This is a genomic window from Alsobacter sp. KACC 23698 (assembly GCF_045348435.1).
Lineage (GTDB): Bacteria > Pseudomonadota > Alphaproteobacteria > Rhizobiales > Beijerinckiaceae > Alsobacter.
Genome location: NZ_CP157484.1, coordinates 213877 through 230975, shown reverse-complemented (window position 1 = coordinate 230975; position 17099 = coordinate 213877). Strand labels below are relative to the sequence as shown.

At 70.3% G+C, this 17099-nt stretch carries 14 protein-coding genes and 1 tRNA gene; 6 read left to right on the top strand and 9 right to left on the bottom strand.

Annotation, left to right across the window (positions count from 1 at the left end; translation table 11 throughout):
• Window positions 1–102: 102 nt before the first annotated feature.
• Complete coding sequence (locus ABEG18_RS01105; protein ID WP_406856258.1) at window positions 103–2520, top strand: methyl-accepting chemotaxis protein; 2418 nt, start codon at window positions 103–105, stop codon at window positions 2518–2520.
• Window positions 2521–2639: 119 nt separating this feature from the next.
• The gene (locus ABEG18_RS01100) at window positions 2640–3029 is read left to right on the top strand and encodes a BA14K family protein (RefSeq protein ID WP_406856257.1); all 390 of its coding nucleotides are present in this window, start codon (window positions 2640–2642) and stop codon (window positions 3027–3029) included.
• 84 nt (window positions 3030–3113) lie between these two features.
• Here ABEG18_RS01100 and serA read toward each other — a convergent pair whose 3' ends face one another.
• A complete protein-coding gene (gene serA, locus ABEG18_RS01095) occupies window positions 3114–4364 on the bottom strand; it encodes a phosphoglycerate dehydrogenase (protein ID WP_406856256.1) in 1251 nt (416 codons plus the stop codon).
• A gap of 448 nt (window positions 4365–4812) precedes the next feature.
• Between serA and ABEG18_RS01090 the strand changes: the two genes are divergently transcribed.
• Window positions 4813–7260 carry a methyl-accepting chemotaxis protein gene (locus ABEG18_RS01090; protein ID WP_406856255.1) on the top strand — a complete coding sequence of 816 codons (2448 nt, stop codon included), beginning with the start codon at window positions 4813–4815 and terminating at the stop codon, window positions 7258–7260.
• A 189-nt stretch (window positions 7261–7449) separates the two neighbouring features.
• On the opposite strand, the gene ABEG18_RS01085 is transcribed toward ABEG18_RS01090, so the two are convergent.
• Together ABEG18_RS01085 and ABEG18_RS01080 are read right to left on the bottom strand one after the other, a co-directional pair.
• Window positions 7450–7526 (bottom strand) — tRNA-Arg (locus tag ABEG18_RS01085).
• A gap of 115 nt (window positions 7527–7641) precedes the next feature.
• Entirely contained in the window at window positions 7642–8568 is a 927-nt protein-coding gene (locus tag ABEG18_RS01080) for a dihydrodipicolinate synthase family protein (RefSeq protein ID WP_406856254.1), read from the bottom strand.
• Between the two features lie 268 nt (window positions 8569–8836).
• On the opposite strand from ABEG18_RS01080, the gene ABEG18_RS01075 reads away from it, so the two are divergent.
• On the top strand, window positions 8837–9235 hold the full coding sequence (locus ABEG18_RS01075; protein WP_406856253.1) for a DoxX family protein: 399 nt from the start codon (window positions 8837–8839) through the stop codon (window positions 9233–9235).
• Window positions 9236–9247: 12 nt separating this feature from the next.
• Here the strand turns inward: ABEG18_RS01075 and ABEG18_RS01070 are convergent, their stop codons facing one another.
• The 6 genes from ABEG18_RS01070 to ABEG18_RS01045 form a co-directional block, all read right to left on the bottom strand.
• Window positions 9248–10429, bottom strand: a complete 1182-nt coding sequence (locus ABEG18_RS01070) for an ABC transporter permease (protein WP_406856252.1) — start codon at window positions 10427–10429, stop codon at window positions 9248–9250.
• Complete coding sequence (locus ABEG18_RS01065) at window positions 10426–11379, bottom strand: ABC transporter ATP-binding protein (protein WP_406856251.1); 954 nt, start codon at window positions 11377–11379, stop codon at window positions 10426–10428. The genes ABEG18_RS01070 and ABEG18_RS01065 overlap by 4 nt, the downstream gene beginning before the upstream one ends.
• Entirely contained in the window at window positions 11376–12362 is a 987-nt protein-coding gene (locus tag ABEG18_RS01060; RefSeq protein ID WP_406856250.1) for an HlyD family secretion protein, read from the bottom strand. Before ABEG18_RS01060 ends, ABEG18_RS01065 begins: the two co-directional genes overlap by 4 nt.
• A complete protein-coding gene (locus tag ABEG18_RS01055) occupies window positions 12359–13021 on the bottom strand; it encodes a TetR/AcrR family transcriptional regulator (RefSeq protein WP_406856249.1) in 663 nt (220 codons plus the stop codon). The genes ABEG18_RS01060 and ABEG18_RS01055 overlap by 4 nt, the downstream gene beginning before the upstream one ends.
• Before the next feature lie 105 nt (window positions 13022–13126).
• On the bottom strand, window positions 13127–13486 hold the full coding sequence (locus ABEG18_RS01050; protein WP_406856248.1) for a response regulator: 360 nt from the start codon (window positions 13484–13486) through the stop codon (window positions 13127–13129).
• Between the two features lie 86 nt (window positions 13487–13572).
• Window positions 13573–14451, bottom strand: coding sequence for an NAD(P)-dependent oxidoreductase (locus ABEG18_RS01045; RefSeq protein ID WP_406856247.1), 879 nt, complete (start codon window positions 14449–14451; stop codon window positions 13573–13575).
• A gap of 247 nt (window positions 14452–14698) precedes the next feature.
• On the opposite strand from ABEG18_RS01045, the gene cpaB reads away from it, so the two are divergent.
• Together cpaB and ABEG18_RS01035 are read left to right on the top strand one after the other, a co-directional pair.
• The gene (gene cpaB, locus ABEG18_RS01040; RefSeq protein ID WP_406856246.1) at window positions 14699–15589 is read left to right on the top strand and encodes a Flp pilus assembly protein CpaB; all 891 of its coding nucleotides are present in this window, start codon (window positions 14699–14701) and stop codon (window positions 15587–15589) included.
• Between the two features lie 22 nt (window positions 15590–15611).
• A complete protein-coding gene (locus ABEG18_RS01035; RefSeq protein WP_406856245.1) occupies window positions 15612–17096 on the top strand; it encodes a pilus assembly protein TadG-related protein in 1485 nt (494 codons plus the stop codon).
• Window positions 17097–17099: the final 3 nt, after the last annotated feature.

The window sequence follows — 17099 nt, the reverse complement described above, 5'->3', positions numbered from 1 at the left end:
TTCTTTTACTGTCTGCAACTAAATTAATTATTCCGTAGAAAACGTTCCTGCAGTGTGTGCACGCGTCTCTTTCCCTCGCGCGCTCGTCATGCAGGTATGCTCATGCTCTCCCGTATCCGCCGGTCCATGGGGCTTCAGATCACCCTGGGGGTCCTCGCCACTTGCCTCGCCACCGCAGCGCTGGTGGGAGGGCTCAGCTACTCGTCGATGCGGGAGAGCGCGCTCTTGCAGCTCGACCAGGAAGCGGTGGCCGGACGCGACAGGGCCGTGCTGGCCCTCGACGAGCTGGGCTCGCGGGTCCTGTCGCATGCGACGAGCCTGGCCATCAATCCGGACGTGATTGCGGCGATCCGGTCCAAGGACCCAGACCTTCTGCGCGCCACGATGGTGCGGATCTTCGAGGACATCCGTCGGTTCGACCCGAATGTCTGGACTCTGGAGGCCACCGACGCGCAGGGCGTCGTCCTCATGCGCGGGCATAACCCCAAGTCCCTCGGCGACAACAAGGCCGGCGAGTCCTACGTCAAGTCGGCTTTGCAAAAACAGCCCGTCCGCGGCCTGACCGTCTCCTCCACGTCCGGAGAACTCGCCGAAGACGGGGTCGCGCCGGTGTTGGCGGACGGAGCGCTGGTGGGAACCGTCAAGGTCGGAGCCTATCTGCGCGGCAAGACGGCCGTGGACATCAAACGGGTCGCTGGCGTCGAGACGCTGATCGTCGTTGGCCAGAAACTCAACGCCAGTTCGATCGAGGGCGTCGAGGCGCTGTCCCTGCCTCCGCTCTCCGATCAGGGCTCCGGTAAGATCGACGTCAACGGCCGGACCTACAGGGTCGGGGTCGCGTCGCTCAAGACGTCGGGGTCCGCCAACGTCCAGGTCGTCGCGATGCTGGACCAGGCGCACACGATCGACGAGTTGAACGAATTCGTGCTCGCCTTCGTGCTCAAGAGCCTTGCGGTGCTGGCGGCTCTCACGCCGGTGATCATCGTCGTGACCCACCGCTTCGCGGCCCGCACGGCGCGGCTGACCACCGCCATGACGGCCATCGCCAAGGGCGACCTCGCCACCACCGTCCATTTCGCCGAGCGCGAGGACGAACTCGGCGCCATGGCGCGGGCCGTCGGCGTGTTCCGCGACAACGCCTTGAAGATGCGCAGCATGGAGGCCCAGGACAGGGCGGCGGAGGCCGAGCAGGTCGCCCGCGCGGAGGCGATGACCTCCGTCGTCAACGACGTGGCGGTCGTGGTGGCGGCGGCCGCCGCCGGAGACTTCAGCGCCCGCCTGGAGATCTCGAACGCCGACGGCGAGTTGCGCCGCCTCGTGCAGGGCATCAACGAGATCAACGCCGCCGTCGACCACGCGACCACCGAGTTCGCCGCGGTGCTCGGCTATGTGGCCGAGGGCGACCTCACCCGGACCGTCGAGACCACCTATCAGGGCCGTTTCGCCGACCTGAAGACAGCCGTCAACGACACGATCGCGCGCCTGGCCAGCGCGGTGTCCACCATCCAGGTCGCCGCCGTCGACGTCGGCGAGGCCGTCAAGGAGATCAACTCGGGCGCCGACGACCTGTCCCAGCGCACCGAGGAGCAGGCGGCCTCGCTGGAGCAGACGGCCGCCACGACCGAGGAGCTCGCCGCCTCCGTGAAGGCGTCGGCGCAGTCGTCCCGGCAGGCCGTGGACCTCGCCCGGCAGGCGATCGGCGTCGCCGAGACCGGCGGCGGGGTCGTGACCGAGGCCGTGGCGGCGATGACCCGCATCGAACAGGCATCGCAGAAGATTACCGACATCAGCTCGGTGATCGACGACATCGCGTTCCAGACCAACCTCCTGGCCCTGAACGCGGCCGTCGAGGCGGCCCGGGCCGGCGAGGCCGGCAAGGGCTTCGCCGTCGTGGCCTCGGAAGTGCGCACCTTGTCGCAACGCTCCAGCGACGCCGCCAAGGAGATCACCGACCTGATCAACTCCTCCACCCAGGAGGTGGCGCAGGGGGTCAAGCTGGTGCGCTCCGCCGGCGAGGCGCTCGGGCGCATCGTCGACGCCTCGCGTCGGGTGGCCAGCACCGTCGAGGAGATCTCCAGCGCGGCCAGCGAACAGGCCAACGGCGTCGACGAGATGAGCAAGGCCGTCGCCCACATGGACGAGATGACGCAGCAGAACGCCGCTTTGGCCGAAGAGAGCGCTGCGTCGGCGTCGTCGCTGGCCTCGCAGATCGAGCGTCTGAACGAGGTGGTGGCGACCTTCCGCACCGGCGCCGGGGACGCGCGCCGCGACAGCGCGATGCGCCCGCAGCGCGCCGCCGCCAGGGTCGCTCCGCCCGCCGCTCGTCGTTCCGCCCCGCCGCCCAGGCCTAAACCCGCCGCGGCCGGCTCGCCCTCCAGCGAGCCCGAGCGCCTGCGCCAGTTGGCTGAGCAGGCCTTCGTGGCGCCGGCCCCGGCGGCGAGCCGGCCTCGTCCGGAACCCACAGCCGCACGGGTCAAGGCCGCAGGCTCGGGCTCGGGCGGCGGCTGGGAGGAATTCTGACCGTCCGGGCCAGCGAAGCGCCCTGCCCCGCCGGTCGCGAACCGACGCCGCTTTTGAGCGTTGGGGAGCCGAAGCGGGCGATGCGCAGGCTTGCGGCCCGAAACGCAGGAGATCTTCCCATGACTCATTCGTTCAAGACCGGCCTCGTGGCCCTCGGCGCCCTGACCCTCAGCGCCGGCCTCGCCCTCGCGCAGTCCGCCCCGCAGCTCGGCGCGGGCGCCGGCGGCGGCGTTCCCGGGTCGGTCGTGAATCCGGGCGGCCGGGCCAGCGGCATGTCGGCAGGCGGCGTCTCCGGCGGCGCCGGCGCCCCGACCCGCATGCGCAACGGCTACGCCTATGACGTCTCCGGCATGGACACGGGCGTCATCGTGCAGACGCCCGGCGGCATGGCTGAGACCGGTCCGAGCATGAACTGGAAATGGGAGCAGTGCGCCAAGCTGTACAAGACCTTCGATCCCCAGTCGGGCACCTTCATCGGCGAGGACGGCCTGCGCCATCTCTGCCAGTAACGCGCACCGAGGGGCAGGCCCATAGGGCCTCGCCTGCGAAAGCCCGTCCGCCTCCCGGCGCGGCGGGCTTTTTCGCGCCCGGACTCAGTCCTCCGTGCGGTTGAGGATGCGGGCGCGAATGTTGCCGGGGAGGCCGCGCAGTTCGGTCACGACCTCGCGGGCGTCGAAATTATCGCCGTCGGCGTCGAGGACCACATAACCGACCTCGCCGTCGGTCTGGTAATATTGCGCGGCGATGTTGATCCCGCGTTTGGCGAAGACCGACGCGAGGCGTCCCAGCATGCCGGGCATGTTGCGCTGGACCTGAATGAAGCGCACGCCCGACTGGCGGGGCGGAAGCTGCACCTGCGGGAAATTCACCGCGCCCAGGGTCGAGCCGACGTCGCTGTAGTCGATCAGCTTGCGGGCCACCTCGCCGCCGATGCGCTCCTGGGCTTCCTCGGTCGAGCCGCCCACATGCGGCGTGAGGATGACGTTCTCCAGACCCTGCAGGGGCGAGACGAACCGTTCGGCGTTGGAGGTGGGCTCGACCGGGAACACGTCGACGGCCGCGCCCCGCAGGCGCCCCGACCGCAGCGCATCGGCCAGGGCGTCGAGATCGACGACGGTGCCGCGGCTGTTGTTGATGAGGTAGGCGCCCTGCTTCATCCGGGCGATCTCGGCCGCTCCGATCATGCCGGCGGTGCCGGTCGTCTCCGGCACGTGCAGGCTCACCACGTCGCTCTGGGACAGCAGCTCGGCGAGCGACTCGGTGGGCTCGGTGTTGCCGTGGCGCAGCTTGTCGGTGAGGTCGAAGAAGATCACCCGCATGCCCATGGCCTCGGCCAAGGTCGACAACTGGCTGCCGATATTGCCGTAGCCGACGATGCCCAGCGTCTTGCCGCGCACCTCTAGGCTGTCGGTGGCCGACTTGTCCCAGCCGCCCTCATGCGCCTTCAGCGACCGCGGGAAGATGCGCCGCAGCAGCATCACGATCTCGCCGATGACCAGCTCGGCGACGCTGCGCGTGTTGGAGAACGGCGCGTTGAACACCGGAATGCCGCGGCGGCGGCCGGCTTCGAGGTCGACCTGGTTGGTGCCGACGCTGAAGCAGCCCACCGCGACCAGCCGGTCGACCTGGGAGAAGACCGCCTCGGTGAGCTGGGTGCGCGAGCGAATGCCCAGGATATGCACGCCCCGGACCGCCTCGCGCAGGGCTTCGCCGTCGAGCGCCTTGGGAAGACGTGTGACATTGCTGTAGCCCGCCGCGGCGAACAGGTCGGCGGCGCTGTCGTTGACGCCCTCCAGCAGGAGGACGCGGATCTTGTCCTTGGAGAGGGACAGGCGGTCGTTCATCGAAGGCCTCGGTCGTCGGCGGCGCGGCGGGCGCGCGGCAATCGCCTGCGGTCTAGGCGAGCCGGGCCACGCGCGCAACAGCCCCGGCGCGCCGCCGGGCCCGCCGCCCTCGCGGCTCGGTGCGTCACGAAGGCCAGGAAGATCCAGGGAGTGCCGCGGCTACGGCCCGCCGCCTTCCGGGGAGCAGGAATCCGGCGCTTATCGAGACATTGACAACAGGCAAGCGATTATTAGAATCAGGTCATCATCTACTCGTTTTTACTTATAGCGACTCACGGCTTTTCTTTATTACTGCCTTCTCAGACGAAGTTTTCTTCATCTTTGATTCAGCCCGCTCATGAATCCTGCAACCGCCGATCGGCCATCACGACCCGACGCCGCCCGCCGCGGGCGAGCCCGGGACGGCTGGCGAAGCCGGACGGCGCTGCGCGCTTCGGCGCTGGGGGTCATGATGTTCAACTCTCTCAATATCGGGCAGAAGCTCGGAATCCAGGCGGCGCTCGGCGTCGTCCTGGCCCTCGGGCTCACCGCCAACCAGCAGTGGTCGTCCCGGAAGGTCGATGCGCTCACCACGCAGAGCGAGCGCTCCGAGACCCTGGTGCGATCCGTCCAGCAGGCCGAAGAAGCCTTCGCCAAGGTTCAGATCCTCAACCGCGACATCCGGCTCGCCGCCACGGTCGAGCAGGTCGAGAAGGCGGCCGCGGCCCTGCCGGCGCTGAAGGCGACAGGCGCGGAGTTCCTCGATCAGGCGCTCGCCTCGGCGACGATCGAGGCCAACCGCAAGCGGCTGGTCGAAATCCGCTCCGACTTCGACCGATACGCTCAATCGGTGGCGGAGGTCGCCGCGGTCCAGACGGAGCGCACCGCTGAGCTGCGCAACCAGGTCGAGACGGCCAGCCAGTGGGACCGCCAGCTCGCGGCCGCGCTGGCGGCCGCCGAGAAGGCGGATCCCGTCACCAAAGGCGACATAGAGCTCGGCCTGCGGCGGGCGCACGACGCCGTCATGACCGCCCGCGCCGCCATGTGGCGATACGAGGCCACCGGCGAGGAGGCCCTCCGGGCCACCATGACGGAGGGCTTTTCGGGCGTCGCCGGCGACCTCGAGCGGCTTCAGAGTTTCCTGTCCGAGCCCAACCTGGCCGACGCCATGGGCAAGCTTCCCGGCGTGGTCGGCAAGCTGCGCGCCATCGTGGATCGGTGCGTGGTCCTGCGCGACGCCCAGGCCAAGATCGTCGCGGAGCGCTCCTCGCCGCTGCGGATCCACATCGGCGACTTGCTCGGCCAGGTCCGGGCGGCGGTGAAGGAACGCGACGAACGGGTGGCGCAGGAGCTGCATTCCGCCACCGCCATCGGCGACGCGATGGGCCTCGGCCTGGCGGCCCTGCTGCTGATCTACATGGTGGCGAACGCCCTTTCGGGGATGCTGGGCGTGGCCCGTCCGATCAGCCGCATCGCCGGCGTGCTGGAGAAGCTCGTCGCTGGCGACCGCGGCGTCGAGGTGCCCTACGTGGAGCGCAACGACGAAGTCGGCGCCGCGGCCCGCGCGGCCCTGGCGTTCCGCGAGAACCTGGTGCGCACCGCCGCCCTGGAGGCCGACGAACGCGCCGCCGCCGCGCGGCAGGCCGAGGCCGCCAAGATCATGACCGAGGTGGTCGAGCAGGTCAGCGCCGTGGTGGCGGCCTCCGCCGAGGGCGACTACTCCCAGCGGGTCGGGCCGACCCGGGCCGGGCCCGAATTGCAGGCGCTGGTGGACGGGGTGAACGCCATCAACGCCGCCGTCGACCAAGCCACCAGCGAGATCGCGTCCGTGCTGGACAGCATCGCCGGAGGCGACCTCACCCGGACGGTGGAGACCCGCTACAAGGGCCGCTTCGGCGAGTTGCGCGGCTCCATCAACGAGACCGTCGCCAAGCTCGCCGAGACCGTCTCGACGATCCAGACCACCACGGTGGACGTCGCCGCGGCGGCGACGCAGATCAACACCGGGGCGGACGACCTCTCCCGCCGCACCGAGGAGCAGGCTTCCTCGCTGGAGGAGACGGCGGCCACCACCGAAGAGCTCGCCGCCTCCGTCAAGGCCAGCGCGGCGGCGTCCAACCAGGCGGTCGAGACGTCCCAGCAGGCCCGCAAGGTGGCGCATGACGGCGGCGAGATCGTCTCCAGGGCGGTCGAGGCGATGGCGCGGATCGAGGCCGCGTCGCAGAAGATCACCGACATCAGCTCGGTGATCGACGACATCGCCTTCCAGACCAACCTGCTCGCCCTCAACGCGGCCGTGGAAGCGGCCCGCGCCGGAGAGGCCGGGAAAGGTTTCGCGGTCGTCGCGTCGGAGGTCCGCACGCTGGCGCAGCGCTCCAGCGAGGCGGCCAAGGACATCACCGGGCTGATCAACTCCTCCACCGCCGAGGTGGCCCAGGGCGTCGCGCTGGTGCGCTCGGCCGGCGAGGCGCTGGACAAGATCGTGGACGCGTCCGGCAAGGTCGCCGCGACCGTGACGGAGATCTCCGAGGCCGCCCGCGAGCAGGCCAACGGCATCGACGAGATGAGCCAGACCGTCGCCCACATGGACGAGATGACCCAGCAGAACGCCGCCCTGGCCGAAGAGAGCGCCGCCTCGGCGAGCTCGCTGACGGGCCAGATCGACCGCCTGAACACGCTCGTGGCCGGCTTCAAGACCCGCGCCGGCGGCGGCGTCGAGCGGACGCGCACGCCGCCGCGGACGGAGCCGGAGCGCCTGCGCGAACTGGCCGCCGAAGCCTTCGCCCGACCCGCCGCGCCGGCAAGGCCCGCCCCTGCGGCGAGGCCGGCCCAACCGGCCAGGCCGGCCGCCGGCAAGGCCGCTCACGCCCGCCCCGCCCCCAAGCGCGCCGCCTCAGGCGGATGGGACGAGTTCTAGCGCCCCACGCCTGGCGTATTCTCACGCCAAAGGCCCCGCTTCGACGAAGCGGGGCCTTTGTGTTTGGAGCGGCGTGGCGTCCCAAGGCGGCCGGCGCGCTCTGCAGCCGAGACGCGTGACCGCGGCCGTCAGCGCTCCGCCCGCCGCGAGGCGTCGGGACAAGTTCTATGGCTGAAAACTTGGGAAAATTGGCGCGCCCGGAACGATTCGAACGTCCGACCCTCAGATTCGTAGTCTGATGCTCTATCCAGCTGAGCTACGGGCGCGGGGTGGCGGAGCGGCGTGGCCGTCCGTCACGGGCGCTTGAATAGCGGCTCGGGAGGGGATGCGCAACCCCTCCCGAGCCATCGCGCGTGATTTTGCGGCGGCGGCTCCGGGCGCTCAGCGGCCCCAGCGCAACGCCAGCGGCTGCAACTCCCGGGCGAGCTCGAGCAGGCCCTTGCGGGTCTCCGGATGCAGCGGCTCCAGGGGGTGGCGCACGGCGTCGCTCTTGATCACGCCGCCCTCCATCATCACCGTCTTGGCGGCGCGCAGGCCGCATTGGCGGTTCTCGTAGTTGATCAGGGGCAGGATGCGGGCGTAGGCGGCCTGGGCCTCGGCGCGCCGGCCTTCCCGGTGGCTCTCCACTACGGGCTTGATCAGGTCCGGCAGCAGCGCGCTCGACATCGTGCCGGTCGCGCCGGCGTCGAGGTCGGGCATCAGCGTGATCGCCTCCTCGCCGTCGAACGGCCCCTCGATGGCGGCTCCGCCGGCCGCGATGAGGCCGCGGAGCTTGGCCGCCGCAAAGGGCGTCTCGATCTTGAAATAGGTCACCCGCGGCACTTCGCGGGCGAGCCGGGCCAGGAAGGGCACGGACAGCGGCACGCCGCTCAGCGGCGCGTCCTGGACCATGATGGGGATCGGGGCGGCCGCCGCGACCCGCGCGAAATGCTCCAGGATACCGGTCTCGTCGGCCCTCAGGCCGGTCCCGTGATAGGGCGGCATCAGCATCAGCATGCTGGCGCCGGCCTCGGCGGCGCGACGCGCCCGGTCGGCCGCGATCCGGGTGCTGAAATGGCTGCAGGTGACGATGACGGGCACGCGCCCGGCGACGTGCGAGAGGCTGACGTCCAGCAGCACGTCGCGCTCCTCGTCGGTGAGCAGGAACTGCTCGGAATAGTTGGCCAGGATGCAGATGCCGTCGACGCCCTGGTCGATCATGCAGTCGAGCACCCGGCGCATGCCGTCGAGGTCGAGATCCTGCCCGTCCGTGAACGGCGTGGGGGCGACGGGGAAGACGCCCCGATAGGGCGTGGCGCGGACGGACATGGGTTCCTCCTGAGGCGACGACGGGGCGGCTTCAGCGCCGCCTCCCTTCGGCCGAGATGACCGGGAACCCGCCCCGAACGCAAGAGCGGCGGCGGCATGGCTCGCTCCCGTCTGAACGCCCTGCGTAGAGCGCTTGCATTCACGCCAGCGTCCGCTTGCGCCCCGACCGAGAACCGAGCCGCCCGGCGGGCGTTGTGACGGTCGGCGACGTCGCGACGCGGCGCCATCCGGCCCGGGCGCCGGCCTGTCCCCAAACCGAGACCATCTGATGATCGAAACGTCGAGGCTCGCCGCCTGGTCCCCCCGCATGCTGAGCGTTCTGCGCATCATGACGGGCCTGCTCTTCCTGGAGCATGGGACCCAGAAGATCCTGCACTTCCCGGCGGGCGGGAACAGCCCGGCCCTGGCGAGCCTCTCCGGCATGGCCGGCGTGCTGGAGCTGGTCGGCGGCCTCTTGATCGTGCTGGGACTGTTCACGCGCCCGGCGGCGTTCGTCCTGTCGGGCCAGATGGCGGTGGCCTATTTCCTGGCCCATGCGCCGCGCAACTTCTTCCCGGTGAACAACGGCGGCGACGCCGCGATCCTCTACTGCTTCGTGTTCCTCTATCTGGTTTTCGCCGGGGCCGGCCCCTGGAGCGTCGACGCCCGGCGGCGCGGCCCGTTCTGAGGCGCCGCGGACTCAGTCCAGCGTCTGCCGGAACCGCACCACCGCCACCGTCATGGCCACGAGGGTGAAGACCCCCATGGCGGCGATGTCGACCTGCAGGTCCGCCGCGCCCGCGCCCTTGAGCATGACGCCGCGCACGATGCGCAGGTAATGCGTGAGCGGAATGATCTCGCCGATCGCCTGCGCCCAGTCCGGCATGCCCCGGAACGGGAACATGAAGCCCGAAAGCAGCATGTTGGGCAGGAAGAAGAAAAACGACATCTGCATGGCCTGCAGCTGCGTCGTCGCGATCGTGGAGAAGGTGTAGCCGACCGACAGGTTGGCGACGATGAACAGCATCGTGAGGGTGACCAGGAGCCCGAGGCCGCCCACGATCGGCACATCGAACAGCACGTGCCCGGCCACCAGGATCACGCCCATCTGCAGGCCGCCCACCAGCGCATAGGGGGCGATCTTGCCGAGCATGATCTCGACCGGCCGGATCGGCATGGCGAGAAGGCTCTCCATGGTGCCGCGCTCGATCTCGCGCGTCACCGAGAGCGCGGTGAAGATCAGCATCGTCAGGGTCAGGATGACGCCCATCAGCCCGGGCACGATGTTGAGCTGGGTCTCGCCCGTCGGGTTGAAGCGGCGATGGATGCGCAGCTCGTAAGGCGTCGGCCGCGGCGCGAGGCCGCCCGTCGGGCCCATGAGTTCGCGCGAGAACACGCTGGCGGCGAGCCCCTGCAGGGCCGAGACCGCGCCTCCGGTGGCGGTCGGGTCCGTGGCGTCGGCGATCACCAGCAGCGCGGGGCGCTCGCCCCGGATGACGTCGCGGCCGAAATGGGCCGGGATCTGCAGGGCGAACTGCACCTTGCCGCTGAGGAACAGGGCGTCGAGCTCGTCCTCGGAGCGGGCCAGCTCGGTGACGGCGAAATAGTCGGTGGCCCGCATGGCGGCCACGAAGGACCGGGCGAAGGCCGAGTCGTCCTGGATCAGCACGGCGGTGGGCAGGTGCTTGGGATCGGTGTTGATCGCGTAGCCGAACAGCAGCAGCTGGAAGATCGGGATCATGATCATGGTCGCGAAGGTGATGCGGTCGCGCCGCAGCTGGATCAGCTCCTTCAGGAACGTGGCCCAGAGCCGCCCGAAGGACGCCCGCAGGCCCACGGTGCGGCCCTCGCCGTTCGGGGTCGGGGCGGCCGGTGCGCTCATGCGAAGTTATCCTTGGCGCGGCTCATCAGGTCGATGAACACGTCCTCCAGGGTCGGTTCGCCCGGCGTCCAGACCTGCGGCCCGGCGCTCCTGAACGGCGCCGTCGCCGTCTCGAGCGCCGCCCCGTCGCGGCCGCTGACATGCAGCGCCGCCCCGAAGGTCGCCACCATCTCGACGCCCGGCGTGCGCTTGAGCCTGTCGCCGAGCTCGGCCAGGTCGGGCCCGGTCACCGTCCAGGTGGCCAGATGCGCCTGGGCGACGACCTCCGGAACGGTCCCATGGGCCAGGAGCTCGCCATAGGCGATATAGGCGATCTCGTGGCAGCGCTCGGCCTCGTCCATGTAGTGGGTGGAGACCAGCACGGTCAGGCCCTCATGGGCGAGCGCGTGGATCTCGTCCCAGAAGTCGCGCCGCGCCTTGGGGTCGACGCCGGCCGTCGGCTCGTCGAGCAGCAGCAGCTGCGGGCTCGGCAGGATGCAGGCGCCGAGCGCCAGCCGCTGCTTCCAGCCGCCCGAAAGCTCCCCGGCCAGTTGCCCGGCGCGGTTCTCCAGGCCGAGCCGCGCGATCGCGTCCTGGGCCGATCGGCGCGGGTTGGGCATGCCGTACACCCGGGCGACGAATTCAAGGTTCTCGCGGATCGAGAGGTCGGCGTAGAGCGAGAAGCGCTGCGTCATGTAGCCGACATGGCGCTTGATCTGCGCCGACTGGGTGAGGATGTCGTACCCCAGGCAGGTCCCGTGGCCGCTGTCGGGCGTCAGCAGGCCGCACAGCATCCGGATCGTGGTCGTCTTGCCGCTGCCGTTCGGTCCCAGGAAGCCGTAGATCAGCCCTCGCCGCACCTGCATGGTGAGATTCTTCACCACGGTCCGGGTCCCGAAGGTCTTGCTCAGCCCCTCGACGTCGATGACGATGTCGGGCGCCGGCCGGGTGCTGGGCGCGGGAGCCGTCATGGCGCGGCCCCTGCGGACTCCACCGTCACCGGGAGGCCGAGCGGCAGCTTCAGCTCGCGGCCGGGAAAGCGCGCCTCGGCGCGAAACACAAGCTTGCCGCGCTCCTGTTCGCTGAAGATGACCGGCGGGGTGAACTCCGCCTCGCGCGAGATGAAGGCGACCACGCCGCGCATCCCCTCCGGGCAGCTGTCGCAGGACACGGCCACCTCCTGGCCGAGCATCAGCGTGGAGAGGGCGGTCTCCGGCACGTAGAACCGCACCCGCAGATTGGCGGGAGGCAGCAGCGAAAGCACGGGCTGGCCCGCATTCACCACCTCGCCGGCGCGGAAGAACACGTCCTGCACCCGCGCCGCCGCCGGGGCGAAGACGCGGCGCTTGGCGAGGCGCGAGTCGGCCTGCTCCAGCATGGCCCCGGACGCGCGCACCGCCGCTTCGGCGGCGTCGATTTCGGAGGTCCGGCCGGAGATCTGCGCCGCCTGGATCTGGCGCTGCGCCTCCTGCAGGGCCGCCTTGTCACGCTCAAAGGTGGATTCGGCCTGGTCCAGCCGCGCCTTGGCGGAGATCCCCCGGGCGAAGAGCTGCTGCTGGCGCTCGAACTCGCTTTTCGAGAGGTCCAGCGTCGCCTTGGCCCGCTCCTCCTGGGCGCGCAGCACGGCGATCTGCTCGGGCCGCTGCAGGGCGGCCTTGAGGTTGTCCAGCATGGCCTGGGCCTGCGTGAGCCGCGCCTGCGCCTCGGACTTCTGGGCGGCCTGGGAGGAGGATTCCAGGCCGAAGAGGAACTGGCCTTCCTGCACGGCGTCGCCGGCCTCGACCGTCAGGGTCTCGATGCGGCCGCCGTCCTCGGCGGCCATGTAGACGAGATTGCCCTCCACATAGCCTTGCCAGCCGCTCTCCGGGTCGCGGTCGCGCAGGACGTACCAGAACGCCGCCCCTGCGAGGCCCGCCAGGACGATCACCGCCAGCGCGATGCGGACAGGCTTCATGGCCGGCCCCCCTGCAGTCCCCGCACCAGGATTTCGACATGGGCGTCGAACATGCCTTCCACGTCGAGCGGCTCCAGGACGTCGAAGAAGCTGGTCCAGAGCAGCGCGACGACGAGCGGGGCGGCGGCGAGCTGGGGAAAGCGCTCCAGCGCGTCGGAGGCGAGTTCGCCCCGCTCCACGCCGCGCCGCGCGATGGCCCGGATCAGCGCCATGCCGCGCCCGACCACCTCGCGGTGGTAGAAGGCCGCGAGTTCGGGGAAGCGCCCCACTTCGCTGAGGACCAGCCGGGCGACCTCGCGTCGGCGCGTGCCGAGGATCTCGGTGCGTACGCGCGAGAACAGCGTCCTGAGGAGGTCCGCGGTGGGCAGGTCGCTGGCCAGCATCGCCTCGCCGATCGCCGCGACCGGCCCGCCGATGGAGGTCTGGACCAAGGCTTCGAACAGCGCCTGCTTGGAGGCGAAGTAGAGATAGATCGTGCCCTTGGCGACGCCTGCACGGGCGGCGACGTCGTCGAGACGCGCAGGGGCGAAGCCGCTCTCGGCGAAGACGTCGAGCGCTGCGGCCAGGATCGCCTCGCGCCTGTCGGCCGCCGAACGCTCCGGCTGCGCCGCCCGCGCGGTCTTGCCCGCTCCGGATCGCACGGCGGGGCGCCTGCCCATGGAAAACCCTTCCGGTCGGCGTATGACTGACTGGTCAGTCATACGCTCCTGACGGACTGCGCGCAAGCGTTGCGCTTGTCGGACCAAAGGATCAGTGGGCCGTCCTCAGGGCGCGCCCGCGCCGGTCAGGCGCGCGATGGCCTCTTCGAGGTCCGCCATCCCGTAGGGCTTCATCAGGAGGACCATGCGGTCGTCCATGACGAGTTCCTGGGAAGGCTCCAGGCCGGTGGCGACGATGATGGGCAGGGTCGGATGAAGCGTGCGGATCGCTTCCAGGAAGGTCTCCGCCCGGACATTGTCGGCCAGTCCGAGATCCGAGATTACGAGGTCGACCGCGCCTCCGCGGATCACGTCCAGAGCGTCCGCGACCGTATCCGCCTCCACGGTCCTATGACCCAGGTCCTGCAGACTGTCCGAGATGCTGACGGCGATGCGAGGGTCGTCTTCGATCACCAGGATGCGCATGACACCGGCACTCCACTGCGCGCCAGACTAGCATGGCGGGCGCCGCCGCGTCACGGAATGCAGGCTGGGCCGCCGCGCCGCGGGGCTCAAGGCCGCTTGAGGAGGCGCACGAGGTCCGGGACATAGGCCTGGCCGTGGCCCGCCGCGACGGCTCCCGTCAGGGCCCGCACCACGCCGTCGACGATTTCGTGCGGCGCGCCGGCCGCCTCCGCCATGGCCCGGAAATAGCTGAGGTCCTTGAGCGCGTTGTCGAGGGTGAACGGCACCGCGCCGGCGTCTCCCGCCACCATCGAGGGCGCCATGCGCTGCAGCGCCACGCCGGCGCCGCCCCCTTTGGCGAGCACGTCCACAAGGACCGCGGGATCGACGCCGGCGAGTTCGGCGCTGGCGGCGGCTTCGGCCAGCAGCGCCATGAAGCCGATCGAGACATAGTTGTGCAGCAGCTTCATGCGGTGGCCGAAGCCGACCGGTCCGACATGGCTGACGTTCTCGGTGAAGGAGTCCAGGACGGGGCGGACCTCCCGCAGCGTGGCCTCATCACCGCCCACCAGCAGGTTGAGCGTTCCCTCATGCGCGTGCCGGGCCGTGCGGGTCATGGGCGCGTCGAGGAGGCGACCGCCCGCTGCCTCGACCGCGGCCGCCATCTTCTGCGTCGACTCGGGCATCGCGGTGGAGCAGTCCACCACCACCGCGCCGGGCCTGAGCGCCTCCAGAACGCCGCCCTCGCCGGCCAGCACCGCCTCGACCTGGGGCGAGCCGGTGACGCACAGGATGATCATGTCGGACGCCGCCGCCAAGGCGGCGGGGCTCGACGCCACGCGGGCTCCCGCCGCGATCAGGTCGTCGAGCGGCTGGTTGCCGGGATGGTCGAGAACCGTCAGGGGAAAGCCCCCGCGTCCGAGGACGTTCCGGGCGATCCCATGGCCCATCAGGCCAACCCCAACCAATCCAACGGCGGTCTTCATTGTCGTGGCTTCTCCGGCTCGGCGGTCGCGTACCGGACCTTAGGAGCTTTTCGCAGGCGGCCCAAGGCGGCGCCGGCACCGCCATGCGGACGAAATCGCATCAAATGCCAGCGAGGCGAGTTCATCGGCGTTCACGCGTTTTTGCTTTCGCTTCGCCGGTCTTCACACCTCGTTAAGCGCCTGAAACCCACGTTGGCCACACAACTTCAGCGTGTGGCGGCCGAGTATGCATTCGAAGACTGTCATCATGTTGGGCATCGCGGTCCTGACCGGAACGGGCGCCGTCGTGACCGGCAAGATGTGGCTGGACAAGAAGGCCGGCCAGCGTCTCCAGGCGATCCAGCCCGAGGCGGTGAGGCCCGCCGCGGACCGCACCATCGTGGTGGCGGCGACGCCGCTGCGCTACGGCGTCGAGATCACCCGCCAGCAGTTGCGCGAGATCCGCTGGCCCGAAGGCGACGTCCCGAAAGGCGCGTTCGCCACCATCGCCGAGGTGCTGGACCCGCAGGTGCGGCGCATCGCGCTGGCCCCCATGGAGGAATCCGAGCCGCTGCTGCGCATGAAGGTGACCGGCCCCGGCCAGCGCGCCTCCCTGACCGCCCTCATAGAACCCGGCATGAAGGCGGCGTCCGTGCGGGTCAACGACATCAACGGCGTCGCCGGCTTCGTCCTGCCGGGCGAGCGGGTCGACCTGTTGCTGACGCGCACGCTGGACAAGGGCGAGGCCTTCACGGACGTGCTCCTGCAGGGGGTTAAGGTGCTGGCGGTGGACCAGAGCGCCGATGAGCGGGCCGAAAAGCCCTCGCTGGCGAAAGCCGTCACCTTCGAGGTCAACACCGCGGACGCGCAGAAGCTGGCCCTCGCCACGACGGTCGGCTCCCTCAGCCTGGCGCTTCGGGCGGCCGGATCGATGACCGCCGAGGCGACCGCCCGCATCAAGGTGGAGGACCTCGCCGACGCCGCTCCCGCGCCGGTCCTGCAGGCGTCCGCCCCGGCGGCCTCCCCGCCGCCCAAGCGCACGCTGTTGGTCGGAGTGACCCGCGGCATGAAGCGGCAGGAATACACGATCCAGACGCTGCCGCCGCCGATCGAGGAGACCGCCACGGTCCGGGCGACGGCGCTGGCGCCGAGGCCTTGACGCTGGACGGGCGGGCGAAGCCATGACGTGTCTCGACCGGCTTTCGGCCCGGTGGACGGCGGACGACAGCGGCGGCGTCGCGATCCCGCTGGCGCTGTCGCTGCCGGTGATCGCCGCGGCCGCCATGCTGGTCGTCGACGGCGGGCGCCTGTTCAACCTGCAAACCTCGGTCCAGGCCGGCGCAGACGCACTGGCGCTGGCGGCCGCGGCCGAGCTGGACGCCAAACCCGACGCCATCGTGCGGGCCAACCGCGCGATCGACCGGCTGGTCCGCAACGACGCCCGCTTCGCCTCGGGCGGCGCGGCGTTGCAGGCCTCGGGCGTGCGCTACCTGAAGTCCCTGCCCTCGAGCGACGCGCAGGCCATCGCGTCGGCCAGCGAGACGACCGACCCTGCCCTGGCGGCCTATGTGGAGGTGCGCACGGCGCCTGTCGGCTTCGGTTCGCTCTTCGCCAAGGCGGCGGGGGCGACCGGCTTTCCCACGCAGGTCTCCGCCACAGCCGTGGGCGGGTTCGACAGCGTCGCCTGCAACGTCACGCCGCTCTTCATGTGCAACCCGTTCGAAGGGTCCGCCCTGCCCCTCCAGGCTGCTGCGCGCGATCCGTCGTTCCGGCGGCGGCTCATCGCCATGAAAGCGAAGGGCTCGCAATACGGCGCCGGGAACTACGGCTACCTGCAGCCCGCCTACGGCAATGGCGGAGCGGCGGTGAAGGAATCGCTCGCGCTCGACAAGCCCAAGGGCTGCTATCGCCAGAGCGGCGTCGAGCTGCAGACGGGCAACATCTCGTCGACGGCGGAGGCGATCAATGTCCGCTTCGACATGTATGCCGGCGGGTTCTCCGGCAACCGAGGCGATCCGGCGTACCGTCCCGCCCAGAACGTGCGCAAGGGCTACACGGGCTCGTCCTGCGGCGCTTCTCCCGCCTACGATCCCAGCCTGCCGCCCACCGACCCCGCCAATCTGGGCAAGCCACTGGGCCTGCCGCGCGATCCCTGCTTCTACGGCGGCGCGACCTGCACCTTCGGCGGGGCGGCCACCGCCGGGCGGATCGGCGGCGGCGACTGGGATTTCGAGGCCTATTGGACGCGCAGCTTCGGGGGCGGATTCCCGAATGGCTGGTCCAACGCCAACCGCCCCAGCCGCTACGAGGTGTATCGCTACGAGATCGAGAACGGGCTGACCACCCGCAGCACGGCGGGCGCGTCCGGGGCGGGCGAAAAGGGCGCGCCGGCCTGCTACACGGGCGGCGCCTCGACCCTGACGGACGATCCGGACCGACGGCTCTTCGTCGGCGCCATCATCGACTGCCAGGCGGCGGCCGCGGCCGGGCAGCTGACGGGCTCGTCGGGCGGCGTCATCCCGGTCACCGGCTACGCAAGGTTTTTCCTCACCGAGCCGATGGACAAGAACGACGGCACGATCTGGGCCGAGATGGTGGAGCTGCTGGAGCCCGGCACGCCCGGCGCCCGCAACGTCATCCGCGACACCGTCCAACTCTATCGGTGAGGC